This window comes from Rhodococcus sp. PSBB066 (assembly GCF_017068255.1).
Classification (GTDB): Bacteria; Actinomycetota; Actinomycetes; order Mycobacteriales; family Mycobacteriaceae; genus Rhodococcus; species Rhodococcus aetherivorans.
This window is the reverse complement of record NZ_CP070859.1, coordinates 2,620,619-2,637,979: the sequence shown is the minus strand read 5'-3', so window position 1 is coordinate 2,637,979 and position 17,361 is coordinate 2,620,619. Positions and strand designations below refer to the sequence as shown.

The 17,361-nt window shown below is 71.4% G+C and carries 21 protein-coding genes; 10 read left to right on the top strand and 11 right to left on the bottom strand.

Features of this window, described 5'->3' with window-relative positions:
* Positions 1-1,272 (bottom strand): DUF445 domain-containing protein, encoded by a 1,272-nt coding sequence (locus tag JYA75_RS12175; protein WP_029545205.1) that lies wholly within the window; start codon positions 1,270-1,272, stop codon positions 1-3.
* 168 nt (positions 1,273-1,440) lie between these two features.
* On the opposite strand from JYA75_RS12175, the gene JYA75_RS12170 reads away from it, so the two are divergent.
* From JYA75_RS12170 to JYA75_RS12160, 3 genes are read left to right on the top strand one after another with little or no spacing between them, the layout of a single operon-like run.
* Complete coding sequence (locus JYA75_RS12170; protein ID WP_231772892.1) at positions 1,441-2,154, top strand: TetR/AcrR family transcriptional regulator; 714 nt, start codon at positions 1,441-1,443, stop codon at positions 2,152-2,154.
* A gap of 41 nt (positions 2,155-2,195) precedes the next feature.
* The gene (locus JYA75_RS12165) at positions 2,196-2,543 is read left to right on the top strand and encodes a DUF4873 domain-containing protein (protein ID WP_029545207.1); all 348 of its coding nucleotides are present in this window, start codon (positions 2,196-2,198) and stop codon (positions 2,541-2,543) included.
* Positions 2,544-2,574: 31 nt separating this feature from the next.
* The gene (locus JYA75_RS12160; protein ID WP_006946498.1) at positions 2,575-3,435 is read left to right on the top strand and encodes a PPK2 family polyphosphate kinase; all 861 of its coding nucleotides are present in this window, start codon (positions 2,575-2,577) and stop codon (positions 3,433-3,435) included.
* 21 nt (positions 3,436-3,456) lie between these two features.
* Here JYA75_RS12160 and JYA75_RS12155 read toward each other — a convergent pair whose 3' ends face one another.
* Entirely contained in the window at positions 3,457-3,678 is a 222-nt protein-coding gene (locus JYA75_RS12155; RefSeq protein ID WP_006946496.1) for a hypothetical protein, read from the bottom strand.
* A gap of 133 nt (positions 3,679-3,811) precedes the next feature.
* Here JYA75_RS12155 and JYA75_RS12150 point away from each other — a divergent pair, with 133 nt between their 5' ends.
* Entirely contained in the window at positions 3,812-4,303 is a 492-nt protein-coding gene (locus JYA75_RS12150; protein WP_029545210.1) for a DUF6328 family protein, read from the top strand.
* Between the two features lie 6 nt (positions 4,304-4,309).
* Here JYA75_RS12150 and JYA75_RS12145 read toward each other — a convergent pair whose 3' ends face one another.
* Complete coding sequence (locus JYA75_RS12145; protein WP_050035634.1) at positions 4,310-5,206, bottom strand: SDR family oxidoreductase; 897 nt, start codon at positions 5,204-5,206, stop codon at positions 4,310-4,312.
* An 85-nt stretch (positions 5,207-5,291) separates the two neighbouring features.
* Between JYA75_RS12145 and JYA75_RS12140 the strand changes: the two genes are divergently transcribed.
* A complete protein-coding gene (locus tag JYA75_RS12140; RefSeq protein WP_050035635.1) occupies positions 5,292-6,305 on the top strand; it encodes an iron-containing redox enzyme family protein in 1,014 nt (337 codons plus the stop codon).
* 60 nt (positions 6,306-6,365) lie between these two features.
* Here the strand turns inward: JYA75_RS12140 and JYA75_RS12135 are convergent, their stop codons facing one another.
* Positions 6,366-6,782 (bottom strand): DUF5709 domain-containing protein, encoded by a 417-nt coding sequence (locus JYA75_RS12135; RefSeq protein WP_029545216.1) that lies wholly within the window; start codon positions 6,780-6,782, stop codon positions 6,366-6,368.
* A 166-nt stretch (positions 6,783-6,948) separates the two neighbouring features.
* Here JYA75_RS12135 and JYA75_RS12130 point away from each other — a divergent pair, with 166 nt between their 5' ends.
* Positions 6,949-7,104, top strand: coding sequence for a DUF6131 family protein (locus JYA75_RS12130; protein WP_003937495.1), 156 nt, complete (start codon positions 6,949-6,951; stop codon positions 7,102-7,104).
* A gap of 130 nt (positions 7,105-7,234) precedes the next feature.
* Here the strand turns inward: JYA75_RS12130 and JYA75_RS12125 are convergent, their stop codons facing one another.
* The 6 genes from JYA75_RS12125 to JYA75_RS12100 form a co-directional block, all read right to left on the bottom strand.
* The gene (locus JYA75_RS12125; RefSeq protein WP_037201884.1) at positions 7,235-7,444 is read right to left on the bottom strand and encodes a CDGSH iron-sulfur domain-containing protein; all 210 of its coding nucleotides are present in this window, start codon (positions 7,442-7,444) and stop codon (positions 7,235-7,237) included.
* A 76-nt stretch (positions 7,445-7,520) separates the two neighbouring features.
* On the bottom strand, positions 7,521-8,162 hold the full coding sequence (locus JYA75_RS12120) for a HemK2/MTQ2 family protein methyltransferase (RefSeq protein WP_072635791.1): 642 nt from the start codon (positions 8,160-8,162) through the stop codon (positions 7,521-7,523).
* A gap of 102 nt (positions 8,163-8,264) precedes the next feature.
* On the bottom strand, positions 8,265-8,645 hold the full coding sequence (locus tag JYA75_RS12115) for a hypothetical protein (RefSeq protein ID WP_006946487.1): 381 nt from the start codon (positions 8,643-8,645) through the stop codon (positions 8,265-8,267).
* 89 nt (positions 8,646-8,734) lie between these two features.
* Positions 8,735-10,330, bottom strand: a complete 1,596-nt coding sequence (locus tag JYA75_RS12110) for an NAD(P)/FAD-dependent oxidoreductase (RefSeq protein WP_029545221.1) — start codon at positions 10,328-10,330, stop codon at positions 8,735-8,737.
* Positions 10,327-10,785 carry an SRPBCC family protein gene (locus tag JYA75_RS12105; RefSeq protein WP_006946482.1) on the bottom strand — a complete coding sequence of 153 codons (459 nt, stop codon included), beginning with the start codon at positions 10,783-10,785 and terminating at the stop codon, positions 10,327-10,329. The genes JYA75_RS12110 and JYA75_RS12105 overlap by 4 nt, the downstream gene beginning before the upstream one ends.
* 35 nt (positions 10,786-10,820) lie before the next feature.
* Positions 10,821-11,900, bottom strand: coding sequence for an NAD-dependent epimerase/dehydratase family protein (locus tag JYA75_RS12100; RefSeq protein ID WP_050035637.1), 1,080 nt, complete (start codon positions 11,898-11,900; stop codon positions 10,821-10,823).
* Between the two features lie 71 nt (positions 11,901-11,971).
* Between JYA75_RS12100 and JYA75_RS12095 the strand changes: the two genes are divergently transcribed.
* From JYA75_RS12095 to JYA75_RS12085, 3 genes are all read left to right on the top strand, one after another.
* Positions 11,972-12,586 (top strand): DUF2231 domain-containing protein, encoded by a 615-nt coding sequence (locus JYA75_RS12095; RefSeq protein WP_050035638.1) that lies wholly within the window; start codon positions 11,972-11,974, stop codon positions 12,584-12,586.
* Positions 12,587-12,661: 75 nt separating this feature from the next.
* Positions 12,662-13,636, top strand: coding sequence for a PfkB family carbohydrate kinase (locus JYA75_RS12090; RefSeq protein WP_006946476.1), 975 nt, complete (start codon positions 12,662-12,664; stop codon positions 13,634-13,636).
* A gap of 4 nt (positions 13,637-13,640) precedes the next feature.
* The gene (locus JYA75_RS12085; RefSeq protein ID WP_006946475.1) at positions 13,641-14,432 is read left to right on the top strand and encodes a 5'/3'-nucleotidase SurE; all 792 of its coding nucleotides are present in this window, start codon (positions 13,641-13,643) and stop codon (positions 14,430-14,432) included.
* A gap of 15 nt (positions 14,433-14,447) precedes the next feature.
* Here JYA75_RS12085 and JYA75_RS12080 read toward each other — a convergent pair whose 3' ends face one another.
* Entirely contained in the window at positions 14,448-15,629 is a 1,182-nt protein-coding gene (locus JYA75_RS12080) for a zinc-dependent alcohol dehydrogenase (protein ID WP_102799235.1), read from the bottom strand.
* Between the two features lie 218 nt (positions 15,630-15,847).
* Here JYA75_RS12080 and JYA75_RS12075 point away from each other — a divergent pair, with 218 nt between their 5' ends.
* Positions 15,848-17,335: an FAD-dependent oxidoreductase gene (locus JYA75_RS12075; protein ID WP_185712925.1), complete on the top strand. Its 1,488-nt coding sequence runs from the start codon at positions 15,848-15,850 to the stop codon at positions 17,333-17,335.
* Positions 17,336-17,361: the final 26 nt, after the last annotated feature.

Sequence of the window (17,361 nt, the reverse complement as noted above, 5' to 3'; positions counted from 1 at the left end):
TCACGCGAACAGCAGGTTCGACAGGGTGTAGATGGCCAGGCCGGCGAGCGATCCGACCACCGTGCCGTTGATGCGGATGAACTGCAGATCGCGTCCCACCTGCAGCTCGATCTTGCGGCTCGCCTCCTCGGCGTCCCAGCGCTCGACCGTCTCCCGGATCACCGCGGTGATCTCGTCGGCGTAGTTGGCGGCGATGTACCGGGCCCCATCCAGCAGCCAGCGGTCGAACTTGCCGCGTAGCTCGTGGTCCTCCATCAGCCGCACGCCGAAGTGGATGACGTTCTCGGTGACCTTCGTCCGCAGCGTGCTGTGCGGATCGTCGACCGACTCGAGGATCATCCGCTTGGCCGCCCGCCACGTCGCGGAAGCCAGCTGCGTGACCTCCTCGCGGCCCATGATCTCCGCCTTGACCTTCTCCGCCTTGGCGATGGTGACCGGGTCGTGCTGCAGGTCCCGCGCATAGTCGGCGAGGAACCGGTTCGCGGCCACGCGCACCTCGTGGTCGGGGTTGGAGCGCACCTTCCAGGTGAACTCGACGAGCTCGCGATGGATCCGCTCCCCGAGCAGCAGGTCCACGAACTTCGGCGACCACGACGGCGAGTCGCGGCTGATGATGCGGTCGATCGTCTCCTGGCTGCCGAGGGCCCATTGATGGGCCCGCTCGGCCAGCATGTCGATCAGCGGCATCTGCCGGTTCTCGGCGAGGAGCTCGGACAGCACCCGGCCGATGGGCGGCCCCCACTCCGGCTCGGCGATGCGCTTGACGATGGTGTTGTCGATGATCTGCTGGATGTCCTCCTCGCGCAGGACCGTCACGAGGCCCCGCAGCACCGTCGACGTCTCCTGCGCGATCCGCTCGGCGTGGTCGGGCTCGGCCATCCAGGTGCCCAGCCGCAGCGGGATCCGGGCGTTCTCGACCTTCTCCGACACCACCTCGGGGGCGAGGAAGTTGGCGCCGACGAACGAACTCAGGCTCGCCCCGAGCTGATCCTTCTTCCGCTTGATGATGGCCGTGTGCGGAATGGGGATCCCGAGCGGATGCCGGAACAGCGCGGTGACGGCGAACCAGTCCGCGAGCGCGCCGACCATCCCGGCCTCGGCGGCCGCCCGCACGTACCCCACCCATTCGCCGGCACCGCGCGACTCCTGCCAGCGGCAGAACAGGTAGACCGCGGTCGCCGCGAGCAGAAAGCCGGTGGCGACCGCCTTCATCCGCCGCAGATCCCTGCGCTTGGCGTCATCGTCGATGCTCATCAGCTGCACCTCCACCATTGTGCCGAACCCGCCACCCGCAGGGGCGGGACGCGGGTTCGGCACACCGTCCCCCCCCTGGGAACGGGACATCCGCACGGGGTGCGGCACACCCCCTTATAAACTGGGCGGACGATCGACAGCGAACGGATGTGCCACCCAGTGCCGAACCACCGAGTTCCCCAGCCCCTGCCCCCGACCGACACGCCGGTCCCGACAGCCGCCGCGCCGACCAAGCAGGACGGGCGCAAGCGCCGCTGGCACGAGCACAAGATCGCCCGGCGCGAGGAACTGGTCGACGGCACGATCAAGGCGATCCGGTCCCGCGGGCGCGACGTCGGGATGGACGAGATCGCCGCCGAGATCGGCGTGTCCAAGACGGTTCTCTACCGGTACTTCACCGACAAGAACGACCTGACCACGGCGACGATGCTCCGGTACGTGGAGACGATCCTCGCTCCGCGCATCTACGCGGCGGTGGCGGAGGATCTCGACGAGTACGACCTGACCCGGGTCGCGATCGCCACGTACGTCGAGACCGTCGCCTCGGATCCCGAGGTGTACCTGTACGTGATGACCAACAGCGCCGCGGCCGGGCGCGATGTCGTGGCGAACTCGGAGCGGATGATCGCCGAACTCGTCGCGACGGTGATCGGCGAGCGGCTCCGGAATCTGGAGATGGACTCGGGCGGTTCCGTGCCGTGGGCGTACGCGATCGTGGGCGCGATCCAGCTCGCCACCCACTGGTGGATCTCCAACAAGTCGATGTCGGCGGAGGACCTGACCGACTACCTCACCATGATGACCTGGGGCGGGATCTCCGGGATCGCCGCCGTCGGCGGCTCGCCGGCCCGGTTCAAGAGCCGGCCGCACCCGCTGCTCCCGGAGGCCGGCACGCCGTGACCAGATTTATGTAACTGGCGTTTACATGTAAAGTCGCGGGCATGTCCGACCCACACGACGACGAACCCGACGGCTACCGCGGCCCCGCCGAGGTCACCGTCGGCGAGCAGCACGCCACCACGGAGGTGCAGCTGGCCGGAGCGTTCGACCCCATCAGCGGGCGCTACCGCTGGCGCGGCCGGATCCGCGGCCTCGCGGCAGCCCTGCCGCCGGGCACCGACCTCTCCCCCGGCACCGACCTCCACCTGACCGTGCCCGGGCCCGGCGGCCCCGCGCCGGCGACCGTCCGGATCAGCGAGACGGACCTGTGGGGCAGCCACATGGTCGACGGCGTCTCGGCCCCGCCCTATCCCACCCGCCCCGACGACACCGAGCTCGAACCCGGCTGATCCGGTCGCCGGATGTGGCACCCTCGGCATCATGACCGTCAAGAGCACCGACCCGTGGCAGACGCCGGCCGTCGAGGTGCTGCGCGCCCACGCCGGGACCAGGGTCGCCGAGATCGACACCAACGGCACCCCGGGCTTCTCCGGCGACAAGGCCACCGGCGAACTGCTCATCGAGGAACGCGGCGCGGTGCTCTCGCGGCTACAGGAGATGCTCTTCGCCAACGGGCGCTCGGGCGACCGCCGGTCGATCCTGCTGATCCTGCAGGGCATGGACACGGCCGGCAAGGGCGGCATGGTCCGCAACGTGATCGGCCACGTGGATCCGCAGGGCGTCGACCACACCTCGTTCGGCGTGCCCACCCCCGACGAGAGGCGCCACCACTACCTGTGGCGCATCAACAAGGCACTGCCGCGGGCCGGGCAGCTCGGCGTGTTCGACCGCTCACACTACGAGGACGTCCTCATCGTACGGGTCCACAACCTCGTACCGGAGAGCGTGTGGAGCGCCCGGTACGACGAGATCAACCAGTTCGAGCGTGAGCTCGTCGACAACGGGACCACGCTGATCAAGGTCGCGATGTTCGTCTCGCTCGAGGAGCAGAAGCGGCGCCTGGCAGAACGGCTCGAGCGGCGGGACAAGCACTGGAAGTACAACCCGGGCGACGTCTCCGAACGCAAGCTGTGGCCGGCCTACCAGGAGGCGTACCAGGCGATGCTCGACAGAACGTCGACGGATCACGCCCCCTGGTACGTCGTGCCCTGCGACCGCAAGTGGTACAGCCGCATCGCCGTCATGGAACTGCTCATCGACGCGTTCGAAGGCCTCGACCTGGACTGGCCGCTCGCCGGGTTCGACGTGGAACTCGAGAAGCGGCGCCTGGCCGAGGCGTGAGGCGGCGGCGGGACCGGACCGTCAGAACAGGTGCGGCGTCTCGCGATGCAGACGGTGGTCGTGATGGACGGTCGTGCCGATCATCGCGATCGCCGACGCGACCGCGACGACGCATACTATGCCGGCGACAAGCGCCCACCCGCCGTTGCCGGAACCCGCGGCGTAGAGGAAGGCCGCAAGACTCACGATCGAGAGCAACGCGAGCATGTACCCGGTCCATGCGACGAACAGATTGAGCTTCATGACCGCTCTCCTTCCTCAGAGCGCCGTTGTCCCTGGTGGAGCCGACAGTACCCCCACAGTGACACAGGTCACAAGTGGGCTGCCGTCGTCGCCGCGGAGGTTTGACGGGCGCCGTACGGGGCATGTCACAACCGTGCAGCCCGCAGCGGTGCCGAACGAGGAGTGGAACAGGCAGGTCCGGCACGAGACCCCCGTGCAGCGGCTGGACCGGAACTGGTCGAGCCTGCTGCAGGAGCTGCGCGTAGTGCAGACCGGCGTCCAGCTCCTCACAGGCTTCCTGCTCACCCTGCCGTTCCAGAGCCGGTTCGACGCACTCACCGACTTCCAGCGCGGCGTCTACCTCGTCACCGTGCTCGCGTCGATCGCGGCCACCATCCTCCTCGTCGCTCCCGTGGGCATGCACCGCCTGCTCTTCCGGCAGCGCCGGCTCCCCGAGCTGGTGAACACCGCGCACCGCTTCGCCATGGCGGGCCTGCTCCTGCTGGGCGTCGCGATGACCGGCGTCGTCGTGCTCGTCGTCGGACTGGTGGTCAATACCGCCGCCGGCATCGCCGCGGGCGTCGTCACGGTCGTGCTGTTCCTGACCCTGTGGGTCGCCTACCCCTGGCGCTACCGGCGGCGGTGACCGGGCTCAGCCGGGCAGCGTCTCGCCACCGATCGGTGCGAGCACCTCACCGCTGTAGTACGACGACATCGTCTCGGAGGCGAAGAAGACGTACGAGGGCGCGATCTCGTCGGGCTGCGCGGCCCGGCCGAACGGGGCCTGCTGCCCGAACGTCGCGACCTTCTCCGCATCCATGGTGGCGGGGATCAGCGGCGTCCATACCGGCCCCGGCGCCACGCAGTTGATGCGGATTCCTCGATCCTGGAAGGACTGCGCCAGCGAGTACGTCAGCGCGAGCACCGCGCCCTTCGTCGCCGAATAGTCGATCAGCGACTTGTTACCCCGCAGACCGTTGATGGAGGCGGTGTTGATCACCGCGGAGCCGCGGGGCAGGTGAGCGAGCGCCGCCTTCGTCACGTGGAAGTAGCTGTCGATGTTCACCGCGAACGTCCGCCGCCACTGGGCGTCGTCGAGCTCGGCGAGGTCGTCCACCGGCTCCTGGTACGCGACGTTGTTCACCAGCAGATCCAGGCCGCCGAGCGCCGCGGCCGCGTCGGCGACCACCGCGCGACAGTGCTCCGCGGCGGCGAGATCGCCCGGGAGCAGATGGCATGCACGGCCTGCACGCCGCACCAGTTCCGCGGTGTGCTCGGCGTCGTCGTGCTCCTCCAGGTAGGCGATCGCGACGTCGGCTCCCTCCTTCGCGAAGGCCACCGCCACCGCGCGCCCGATGCCGGAGTCGCCGCCGGTGATCAGGGCCTTGCGTCCGGCGAGCAGGTCACGGCCCCGGTAGTCCCGCATCTCGTCGCGGGGCTGCTCGGCCATGTCGGCCGTCGCACCGGGATAGTCGATCGTGTGGGGCGGGCGCTCGACGTCCTCGCCCCCGGGCGCCGTGTTCTCGTTGTCGCTGTTGTCACCGTTCATGCCCGGGCGGATACCCGCGCGAACCCGTCCCACACCCGCGCGCCGCAGGGCGTTTCGCACGAATCGGGTCCGGGTATCCGCGCACATGCCTGCGAATTCGCCGACCGTCGTGATGCAGTCCTCCGCCCTTCCGCGGGCCCGGGGCCCTGTCTCCCGAGAGGTGATCGAGCGGCTCGCGCGTCCGGCCGATACCGCGATCTGGCCGATCGAGGTGGCCGGGATCGACCCCTACGGCGAAGACGCCCAGCTGGCCCTGACGGTGCTGTACGAACTGTCCTACCGCGGGTTCGACGGAGTCGACGCGGGCTGGGAATGGGCGCCGGGCCCGCTGACCGTCCGGGCCGGCCTCGAGGGGCTGTTCCTGGACCGGCTGCACGCCGACGTGCCCTCGGGCAACGATCCCCAGCGGGTGCTCGACGACCTGTGCCGCGAACCCGAGGACGCGTGGGGCGTGTCCCACCACATCTGCGAACGCGGCACCTGGGAGCAGGTGCGCGAGTTCTTCGTGCACCGGTCCGTCTACCACCTCAAGGAGGCCGACCCGCACTCGTTCGCCATCCCCCGGCTCACGGGCCGGGCGAAAGCGGCGCTCGTCGCGGTGGAGTTCGACGAGTACGGCGGCGGCCGGGCCGACCGCATGCACTCGACCCTCTACTTCGACCTGCTCGCCGCGGCCGGACTCGACCCGGGATACCTGGCGTATCTGGACCGGGTGCCGGCGGAAACGCTCGCGACGGTGAACTTCATGTCCCTGTGCGGGCTGCACCGCGCACACACCCCGAAGCTCGTGGGGTTGTTCGCCTCCGCGGAGATCACCTCCTCCCCGATGGCGCGCCGCATGGCACGCGGCCTCGAACGCCTCGGCGCGCCGAGCGCCTGCATCCACTTCTACACCGAGCACATCGAGGCGGACGCGGTGCACGAGCAGGTGCTGCGCTACGACGTGGTGGGCGATCTGGTGGAACGGGATCCGCGCTGCGCGGGCGACATCGCGTTCGGCGCGGAGGCGATGGAATACCTCGAGGGCCGGCTCGCCGCCTACGTGCTCGAGCGGTGGAACGACGACGAGTCGTCCCTGTTCGGCGCCGGAGCCGTCTGAGCGTCCCTCCGGCCGATCGCCGCCCGGCATCCGAGTTCTCGGGTGCCGGGCGGCCGCCGTTCAGTCCTGCCGGTCGGGCTCCTCCTCCTCGATCAGGTGGACGGCCGCTTCCTCGGCGGAGGCCGCGCCCCCGTCGATCCCTACGTCCGTGCCGAACAGCTCGGAATCCACGTCCTCGGCGGTGCCCTCGTCCGGCGCGACGAGGCGTCCCGCGCGCGCCCGGCCCGCCTCGGCGACGGAGCTGCGGAACTCGTTCTCCCCCTCGTCGTCCTCGCGTTCGGGCTCCTCCTCGCGGAGCCGTTCGTCCAAGGTCTCGTGGCGTTCGAGGCCGACGGGTCGTTCCATCGGCGAGAATCCCTCGTCGAGGACGTCGTCGACACCGCGGTCGATCAGGGAATCCTCCGGCTGCAACTGGTCCTCGTCGTCGACGCTGTACTCGCCGGGGACGCTGTCCCCGGGGTTCTCCGAAGTAGGCATGCACCCGACAATGCCACCGGCGCCGTCCGCGCGCCACGGATCGACGCGAAGTGCACATCCTTCCCACCACGAGTGGTTCGCGAGGTTTCGGCACATCCGATGCGGGTATCCCCTGTGCACGGCCCGGATCCGACCGGCAACGGGCACCGACAGCGAGGTGACACTCATGATCATTCTGGGTTTGATTCTGCTCGTGGTGGGTTTCCTCACCAACATCTCTATCCTGTGGACGCTCGGGATCATTCTCCTGGTGGTAGGCGCAATCCTGGCGATCCTCGGAGCGACGGGCCGGGCTGTCGGCGGCCGGAAGTACTGGTATTGACGCATGACGCGTGACGACGCGTAAACGCGTTGCGGGGCGGGCGGTTCCTCTCGGGAACCGCCCGCCCCGCGTTGTCCACCGGCGTCGTGCGCACCCGGCACGACCGGCACCCCGCCGGAACCGGCGGCTCTCAGCGTTGATCGCGCCGGGACCGGCGGTGACTGGTGTCGCACAGCGGGTACCGCTCGCTGCGCCGGCACCGGCAGATCGCGACGACGAACCGGTCCGATTCCACCTCGTCGCCGTCCTCGGTCACGATGCGCACCGGGCCCTCGACCAGGACGGGACCGCCGCGGACCAGGCGGACGACCCTGGGCTCCGCCCCCGCGGGACCCTCCACCCGCAGTCCCGGGCACAGGCCGGGCACAGCGACGCCCCCGGAAGACGTGTCCCGGGGGCTGCCGTCCGTGGCTACTTCACGGGCAGTGTGTTCGATCGGCACGGATCACCACCACTTCCTCGGTGTCGACGCCCGCGGGCAGTTCGTAACGCGCCCGCAGATACCCGGCGCGGCTGCGCATCACGGGCCCGAACGGGATCCGGCGACGCGCCACGACGGAGGCCTTGAGACCGCCGTCGCGCAACCGGACGAGCGTCTCGTCCACCCCGGAGAACTCCGAATGCACGACGAGAGCGAAACCGCCGGGAGACAACAGGTTCGGCAGGCTCCGGCACAGCGGGTCCAGCACCGCCCGCCCGTCGGCACCGGCATCCCAGCGGGCGTCACCGTCCCCGGCTGCGTGCGGTACGTAGGGCGGATTGGACAGCACCACGTCGAACGGTCCGTGCCGGTCGGCTTCGTCCAGTCCGCCGCGCAGGACCCGGATGGGAAGCTGCCGCGACCGCGCGTTGATACGCGCCGCGAGGACCGCCCGGGGAGCGATGTCCAGTGCCGTCACGGACCCGGCACCGGACATGGCCGCCGACACGGCGATGAACCCTGTGCCGGTGCAGAAGTCGAGCACCTTGGCGCCGGGGGGTGCCGCCGCACGATCGAGTGCGCCGGCGAGCAGATGCGAATCCTCCTGCGGGCGGTACACACCGGGCAGTCGCCACACCCTCCTGGGCGCCGGCACGTTACCGGACCCCGGCTGCGACGGCACGACCCCCGTGGGTGGACCGGGCGAGGGACACGTTGGACTCCGGGCGAGACGTCGTTGTCATACGTGGGAGTACCCCTCCAAGCGGCCGCCCGAAACGTGGTGCGGGCGGAAGGCGGTGACGGCGGTGCGCCGCGATGCGGGAGCCGCGGCGCCGTCCGGACGGTTGCGGAACAACGAGGGCCCGGCACGGTCGGGCTCCCGGCGCGCGCCGGCCGGCGCCGCCCCGGTCGGGGCCAGCGAACCGAGCATGAACGACAGTCCCGCCGCCACGGCGAGTCCGGCCCCGATGCCCGTGACGGCGGAAGCGGAGAGCACACCCACGCCGACGGCGGCGATCACGCAGATGCCCGCGGCGATTGCGGCGACTCCGCCTTCCACCTCGCGCAGCGCCCGCGGCACGAGGGAAGGGTTGTACACCTGCCGGATCGGTGTTCCCACTGGCGTTCCCATGACTTCTGATACCCCGTCGGCGAATCGCTCAACCCCGAAACGTGTGAATCTCCGCGTTCGGCAAGGGCACCGGGAATTCAGCTGCGCATCAGCACGTCCGAGATCGCCCCGTTCAGCCGCCGCCGAACCCTGCCGCCCACGCCGTGGTCGCGCAGGGCCGCCCGGGCCGCGTTCCACCCGCACATCCCGTGGACGCCACCGCCGGGATGGGTGGACGAGCCGGCCAGGTACACACCCTCGACCGGCGTGCGGGGACCACCGAAGCCGGGCAACGGCCGGAACACGAGCTGCTGATGGATCTGGGCGGTGCCGCCGTTGACCGCCCCCCCGACGAGGTTCGCGTTGGCGGCCTCGAGGTCGCGCGGGCGTTGCACGCTGCGGTGCACGACCGAGCTCAGCACCCCCGGCGCGTGCGCCTCGAGTTCGGCGTCGACGCGCCGGGCGAGTTCCTCCGCGGAGGCGTCGTCGGCGACACCACGCGGCAGATGCGTGTACGCCCAGGCGCTTTCCGTTCCCTCCGGCGAGCGGGCGGGATCTGTGGTGGTCATCTGGCCGAAGATGATGAAGGGATGCTCCGGGACGCGGCCGGTCGCGAGGTCGGCCGACCAGTGCACGAGACCGTCGGCGTCGGCGCCGAGGTGGACGGTCCCGGCCGTCGCGAGCGCCGGCGAGCGCCACGGAATCGGCCGGTCGAACGCGTAGTTCACCTTCACCACGGGCGTGTCCCACTCGAAGCGCCGCAGGTCGTCGCGGACCGCGGCGGGCACGGCGTCCGCGGGCAGGAGCGAACCGAACAGTGCCGGCGCGGACACGTCGGCCAGTACCGCGCGCCGTACCCGGAACCGTTCCCCCTGCTCGGTGCGGACCTCGGTCGCCACACCGCCGCCGACCTCGATGCCGGTGACCTTCCGGCCGCACAGGATCCGGGCCCCGCTGCGTTCGCCGCGCCGCGCCAGGGCCGCCGCGAGCTCCCCGGCGCCGCCCTCGGGCACCGGATAGCCGACGTCCTGGGCGAGCATGGTCAGGACGTATCCCATGATTCCGCTGCCCGCCGAGTCCACGGGGGTGTCGGCGTGCATGGCGTTGCCCAGCAGCAGCAGCCGCGCGTGCTCACCGCCGAACAGTTCCTGGGCCATCCGGCGGGCGGGCAGCGCCAGCATCCGCATGAAGCGCAGTGCGTCCGCGGTGCCGAGCCGGCGGATCAGCCCCGCCGGGCCGCGCACCGGTGGGAACGGCTCGAAAAGGGTGCTCAGGAAGGGCTCACGGATGCCCTTCCACTGCTCGGCCAGGCGGATCCAGGTGGTCCCGTCGCCGGGGTGGCGCCGTTCGAGTTCCGCCGCGGTCTCGGTGACGTCCGGGTAGACCACCGCGGCGTCCTCGTCGTCCGGCCCGGCGGCGTGCCCGTACACCCGCGGCGCCCGCCGCAGCCGCAGCCCGTGCGACGCGAGGTCGAGCGCGCGGAACGCCGGGGACGCCGCCGCGAGGGGGTAGAAGGCGCTGAACAGGTCCATACGGAAGCCCGGATGCAGTTCCGCCGTGCGGACGGCGCCGCCGATCTCGTGCTGCTCCTCGAGCACCAGGACGTCCCAGCCGGCGTCGGCGAGCACGGCCGCCGCGGTCAGGCCGTTCTGGCCGGCGCCGACGACGACGGCGTCGACGGTCTCGGTGCTCACTCTCCGACGCCCTTCGGCTCCGTGGCGTGTTCGGCCATGAGCATGAGCCGGCGCAGGCACTCGACGTTGCGCGGCAGCACCAGCCGGGCCTGGATCGCACCGGGTACGAACTGAGCCGGGCCGGCGGCGGCCTTCTCGGCCATCTCGATCCGGCACCCCCCGGGCCGCTCGTGCAGGCGCATGGTGATCTCGGCCTGCCCGGCCGGCCACGCCCGCGCACGCAGCTTCAGCTCCCTTCCGGGGATCGATTCCACCACCTCGGTATGGTCGTTCAGCAGGGCGGGCCACACCCCCACCGAGTGGTGGATGCGGCTGCCCACCGCCGGCCACGCGTCGTCCACGGCCCGGATGCGGGAGGCGCCCACCACCCAGCCCGCGTACGACCAGCCGTCGGCGAGGACATCCCACACCTGTTGCGGCGTCGCCGTGGTGTCGCGCTGCGCTGTTTCGCTCATCCCGATACCCTCTCTCGTCGCTCCGCCGCGAGTGGTCACGGCGGCACGCGGCGCCCGACGGTCCCGCGGCCGAGCAGGACGCTCATCGTCTCGAGCGGCCCGCGACTGCGCAGGACCGGGCTGTCGGTGCCGGCCTCGGCCTGCATACCCGCGATGGCCTCGCGCCACACCTGGGGGCCCGGAACGGTCGGTGCCCAGTCCAGGTCTCGGCGGGCCCGGTCACAGTCGAGCATCGGGGTGTTGTAGGCCAGGTCGATCCATCCGCCGGCGATCGGTTGCAGGTGGACCTGCCAGGTCGCCTCGACGACGGCCCGCAGCACCTGCCGCGGTACGGGGATCGCACGGGCCCCGAACGCCCCGGCGATGTCGCCCGCACGCAGCGGTTCGGGGGTCGCGAGGTTGAACGCGCCCGGCACCCGCCGCTCCAGGGCGGCATCGAGCGCGGCGGCCACGTCGTCGGCGTGCACGGCGGGGATCGAAGTTCCGGGGTCCACGGGCAGCAACGGCAGGTGACGGAGCACGACGTCGGGCACGTATCCCGGCACCGCGTAGCGGCGCAGCGCGCTGCCGCCCGCATACTGGCCGATGAAGCCCGGCCGGAAACGGGTGACGATCGGCGCCGCGGCCGCGCCCTCGATCCGCTCGTCGAGCAGCCGCTCCGCCGCGACCTTGTCGACGCTGTACGCGCACGATTCGATGCCGGTCGCGGGCCACGACTCGTCGACCGCCCGGCCGTAGGCCCCGGCCGCGTACACCGCGGCGGAGGACATGTGCACCAGGTGTCCGACGCCGGCGGCGAGGGTCGCCCCGATCACGGCGGCGGTGCCGTCCACTCCGGTCCGGCGCAGATAGTCCCGCCGGTGCGAGGGCTGGAAACCCCAGGCCAGGTGCACGACGGCGTCGGCCCCTTCGATGAGGGGGCGCAGCCCGGTCTCGGCGCCGGGTGCGGCGAGGTCGACGCTGTGCCAGGTCACGCCGTCGTAGGGGTCGGTGGGCGGTGGCACGCGCCGGGCGACGGCCACGATCTCCGGCGGCTCCGATCGCCGGGCGAGGCGCCGCAGCAGGGCGGTGCCGACGTTGCCGCTGGCGCCGGTGATCACGATGCGCTGTCTCATGATCGCAGGAGATACCCCGCCGATCTGCGTCGTACACCCGTCTGGCAGGTTTCACCCGGTCGGGGCGGGGTATGCCCGTGGGCATGACGGACTCGCAGATGGAGATCCTGTATTCCGGGACGGAGTCGGCGGCGTGGCTGGACGGTCCCGCCGAGGTGCTGCGGAAGCAGGTCGGGCGGCTGGCGGACAGCCCGATCGGGGCCGTGCTGCACGGCGCTCCCGTGGGCCACCCGCTGCACCCGGCGCTGGTGGCCGTCCCCATCGGGGCGTGGACCGCGGCCGGCGTCTTCGACGCCCTGCGACAACCCGAGACCGCGCGGCGGCTGATCGGGCTCGGTCTGCTGGCGACGCCGCCGACGGTTCTGGCCGGCTGGGTCGACTGGGTGCACACCGACACCGTGCAGCGCCGGGTGGGGTTGATCCACGCGGCCGTCAACGGCGCCGGAGCAGCCCTCATGGCCCTGTCCTACCGCCAGCGCCGCCGCAGTTCCGGTCCCGGCGCGGTGACGCGTAGCGCCGCCGGCGCGGTGACGCTGAGCGCCGCTGGCACCATACTGATCGGGCTGGGCGGCCTGCTGGGCGGGCACCTCGCGTACTCGCTCGGCGCCAATGTGCGCCCGCCCGAGGTGCCGAACGCCCCCGTCTACGATCCCGTCCTCGCCGACTCCCCCGGCGATACGGCCTGAGCGAGGCCGCACCGCAACGCGAACCGCGCGTCCGCCACCGCGGGCGCCGTCTCCTCCCCATTTCGAAGGACATGCATGAACCCCGCTCCCCGAGACGGCAACGACGACAGCGCGCCCTCCGCCTTCGTCTTCGCACCCACTCCCCTGCTCACCGTCACCATCGAGTCGTCGCCGTCGGATGTCCCGGAACTGCACGTCCACGCCGGCGGGCAGGGTTTCTGGATCGCCCGCATGGCGGTCACACTCGGCCTGAAGGTGCGGCTGTGCGGCACCTTCGGCGGCGAGACCGGCCCCGTCGTCAGCGATCTCATCGCACGGGAAGGCGTATCGGTGCGATCGGTGTTCACCGCCGGCCAGAACGGCTCGTACGTGCACGACCGCCGCGGGGGTGAGCGTGAGGAGATCGTGGAGGTTCCGCCGCCGACGCTCAACCGGCACGAGGCCGACGACCTGTTCGGCGCGGCGCTGGCCGAGGGCCTCGAGGCGGACGTGGCGCTGCTCGGTGGCCCGCATTCCGACCGGGCGGTGCCGCACGACGTCTACACCCGGCTGGCGGCCGACCTGACCGCCCTGGGTGTTCCCGTCGTCGCCGACCTGTCCGGCCCCACCATGACCGCGGCGCTCGAGGGCGGTCTCGCCGTGCTCAAGGTCAGTCACGAGGATCTCCTCGAGGACGGCAGGGCCAAGTCCGACGACGTCGACGACCTCACCGCGGCCATGAAGGAACTCGTCTCGCAGGGCGCCCGCAACGTGGTGCTGTCCCGCGCCGGCGACCCCGCCCTCGCCCTCGTCGACGGCGAGCTGTGGGAAGTCGTCGCGCCGCCGCTGAACATCGCCGACCACCGCGGCGCCGGCGACTCCATGACCGCCGGGATGGGCGCCGCGCTGGCCGCCGGAGCCACGATGGTCGAAGCCCTGCAGCTCGGTGCCGCGGCGGGCGCCGTCAACGTCACGCGGCACGGGTTGGCCACGGGACAGCGAGAACTCGTCGACAAGGTCGCCGAGAGCGTCGAGGTCCGGCCGTTCGCGAAGGGGAAGAGCGGGAGGTAGGAACGTGAGAGCGCTGATCGTCAACGACGACGGGGTGGACAGCCACGGCATCTCGGTGCTCGCCCGGGTGGCGGTGGACGCCGGTCTCGACGTGGTGGTGGCCGCCCCCCATGCCGAGCGCAGCGGCGCCAGCGCGTCGCTCAGCGCACTCGAGGAGGACGGCCGGCTCGTCGTCGCGCCGCGGGCGTTCCCGGACCTGCCGGACACGACGGTGCTCGCCGTCGAGGCGTCGCCGGCCTTGATCGCCTTCGTCTCGATGTACGGGGCGTTCGGCCCCAAACCCGACATCGTCCTGTCGGGAATCAACCACGGCCCCAACACCGGCCACGCGATCCTGCACTCCGGCACGGTCGGCGCGGCGCTCACCGGAGCCAACCACGGCAGCCTGGCCCTGGCGGTCTCGCTGTCCGGTTCGGTCCACGAGCACTGGGAGGGTGCCGAGGTCGTCGCCCGGCACGCCCTGCAGTGGGTGCTGACGCAGGGCACGCCCGGCACGGTGCTCAACGTCAACGTGCCCGACATCCCGCTGAGCGAACTGCGCGGCCTGCGCACGGCACCGCTCGCGGCGTTCGGCGCCGTGCAGGCCGACATCGGCGAAACCGACCAGGACCCGGACGACGGGGAGCGCCAGTACGTCACCGTGACCTTCAGCGACATCCGGGCCGACGAGGCCGAGGACACCGACGCGGGCCTGCTCGCCCAGGGCTGGGCGACCGCGACGGCGTTGCGCTCCCCATTCGAGGCCGCCGACGTCGACACCGCGGATCTGCCGCGTACCGCGGCCGACCTGGTGTGACGCCGGCGGCACCGGTCAGGGCTCGAGCTGGATCTTGATCGCGCCCTCCTGCTTGCGCTGGAAGATCTCGTACGCGTGCGGGGCGTCCGACAGCGGCAACCGGTGCGTGGCGAAGGTGTCCACTCCGAGCGGATCGTCGTCGGTGAGCAGCGGCATGATCTGCGGCACCCAGTGGTTGACGTTCGCCTGACCCATCCGCAGCCGGATCTGCTTGTCGAACAGGGTCATCATCGGCATCGGGTCGGTCATGCCGCCGTACACGCCGCTGAGCGAGAGGGTGCCGCCCCGGCGCACCACGTCGATCGCGGTGTAGAGGGCGTGCAGCCGGTCGACACCGACGTGGGTCATCAGCGGCGCGGACAACGCGGACGGCAGCAGCCCCGTCGCGGTCTGCAGGGCGGTGGCGACGGGTGACCCGTGCGCTTCCATGCCGACCGCGTCGATCACCGAGTCGGTGCCGCGGCCGCCGGTGCGGTCGCGGATCATCTCGCCCAGCGAGTTCCCGGCCTCCTTCAGGTCGATGGTCTCGATGCCGCGGGTGGCGGCGCGCGCGAGCCGCTCGGGCACCATATCGACACCGATCACCCGGTGGCCGCGGTGCACGGCGATCCGTCCGGCCATCTCGCCGATGGGCCCGAGGCCGAGCACCGTCACCGAACCCCCGTCGGGCACATGCGCGTACTCCACGGCCTGCCAGGCGGTGGGCAGCACGTCGGACAGGTAGACGAACCGCGAGTCCGGCGGCCCCTCCGGAACCGAAATGTGGGTCGAATCCGCATGCGGCACACGCAGATACTGCGCCTGGCCACCGGGCACGCTCCCGTACAGCTTCGAATACCCGAACAGCGCCGCGCCGGTGCCCTGCTCGGTGACCTGGGTGGTCTCGCACTGGGAGAACAGGCCGTCCCCGCACATGAAACAACTGCCGCACGAGATCTGGAACGGAATGACCACGCGGTCGCCGGGTTTGATCGAGGTGACCTCGGAACCGACCTCCTCCACGATCCCCATGGGCTCGTGGCCGAGGATGTCCCCCGGCGACATGAACGGTCCGAGCACTTCGTACAGGTGCAGATCCGAACCGCAGATGTTGGTGGTGGTGACGCGGATGATCGCATCGGTGGGCTGCTCGATCCTCGGGTCGGGGACCGTATCGACACTCACCTTCCGCTTGCCCTGCCATGTCACTGCTTTCATCGCCGATCCTCCCGCCCGGTGGTCCGGGCACCTCTCGTCGTGGACTGCGCGGCGCACTGCCGGACCGGCACCATGACGCACTGCCGGACCGGCACCATGACGCACTGCCGGCTCTGCACGGCCTACCCCGCACGACGGGGCGCAAACCTCGACCGGCCCGGCGCAGGACCGGTGACCGGCGCGGGTTTCCCGGGCGCGGCACGGGGCATCCCTCACAGGTGACCTCACTGTGGCTCTCCAGCCCCGACACCGCCCGCACCGACGACACGCCGTGGCCCGAGGGCCCGGCCCGCTTCGACACCGTGGTGGTCGGCGCCGGCCTCACCGGCATGGCCACCGCCCTCCTGCTCGCGCGCGCCGGCCACCGCGTGGCCGTCCTCGAGGCCCGCACGGTCGGCGCCGTCACCACCGGCAACACCACCGGCAAGATCAGCCTGCTGCAGGGCAGCACCCTCTCCAGCATCGCCCGAGGCCATTCCCGCGACGTCCTGCGAAACTACGTGGCCGGCAACCTCGAGGCGCAACGGTGGGTGGTGCAGCTGTGCCGGGAGCGGGGCCTGCCGATCGAATCCGCGGCCGCCTTCACCTACAGCGCCGGCGAGGAGGGCGTGGCCACGGTGCGCGCCGAGCACGAGGCCTGCCGCGCGGCCGGTCTCGACGCCCGCATGACGACGGAGACGGAACTGCCGTACCCCGTGGCCGCGGCGGTGACGCTGCCGGATCAGGCGCAGATCGATCCGATGCCGTTGCTGCACGAACTGGCCCGCGAACTGCGGGAGCGCGACGGCGCCCTGTTCACCGGCTGCCGGGTCCGGAAGGTCCGCTCGGACCGGAACGGATGCGTCGCGGTCACCGATCACGGCGAGGTGCGGGCCGGGCACATCGTGCTGGCGACGGGGACGCCGATCCTCGACCGCGGCGGGTTCTTCGCCCGGCTCGAGCCCCAGCGGTCGTACGCGGCCGCGTTCGAGGTACCGGGCGACATTCCGAGCGGGATGTATCTGTCGGTGGATTCGCCGACGCGGTCGTTGCGCACGGCCTACGGGGGGCGGTACTTCCTCGTCGGCGGCAACGGCCACACCGTCGGGCGGGCACACGACCATCGGGGCGCCGCGGACGATCTCGTGGCGTGGACGGGCCGTCACTTCCCGGGTGCGAAGACCGTGGCGCGCTGGTCGGCGCAGGACTATGCGACGCTCGATCACCTGCCGTACGTGGGCCCGCTGCTTCCCGGCAACGATCGGCTGCTCGTGGGCACCGGCTACGGCAAGTGGGGCATGACGAACGCGGTGGCGGCGGCGCGGTTGCTGTCGGCCCGCATTCTCGGCGAGACGGCTCCGGAATGGGAGTCGGCGTTCCAGGCCTGGAGTCCCACACAGCTTTTCGATCTTCCGGCAGCCACCCGGCTCAATGCCGCGGTCGCGGTGGAGATGACGCGCGGATGGGTGCGGGCCGAGTTGTCCGGCGACGGCGCGTCCCCGCCGGAGGGCCGCGGCACGGTACGCCGGGAGAAGCTCCGCCCGGTCGGGGTGTGCACCGTCGACGGCACCACGCACCGGGTGTCCGCAGTGTGTCCCCACCTCGGTGGCGTGCTGCGATGGAACGACGCGGAAGCCTCCTGGGACTGCCCGCTGCACGGCTCCCGCTTCGCCGCGGACGGGCGCCTGCTCGAAGGCCCTGCCACCCGGGATCTGGCACCGGAGTGACGTTTCCCGGTCGCCGGCCTCGGGTA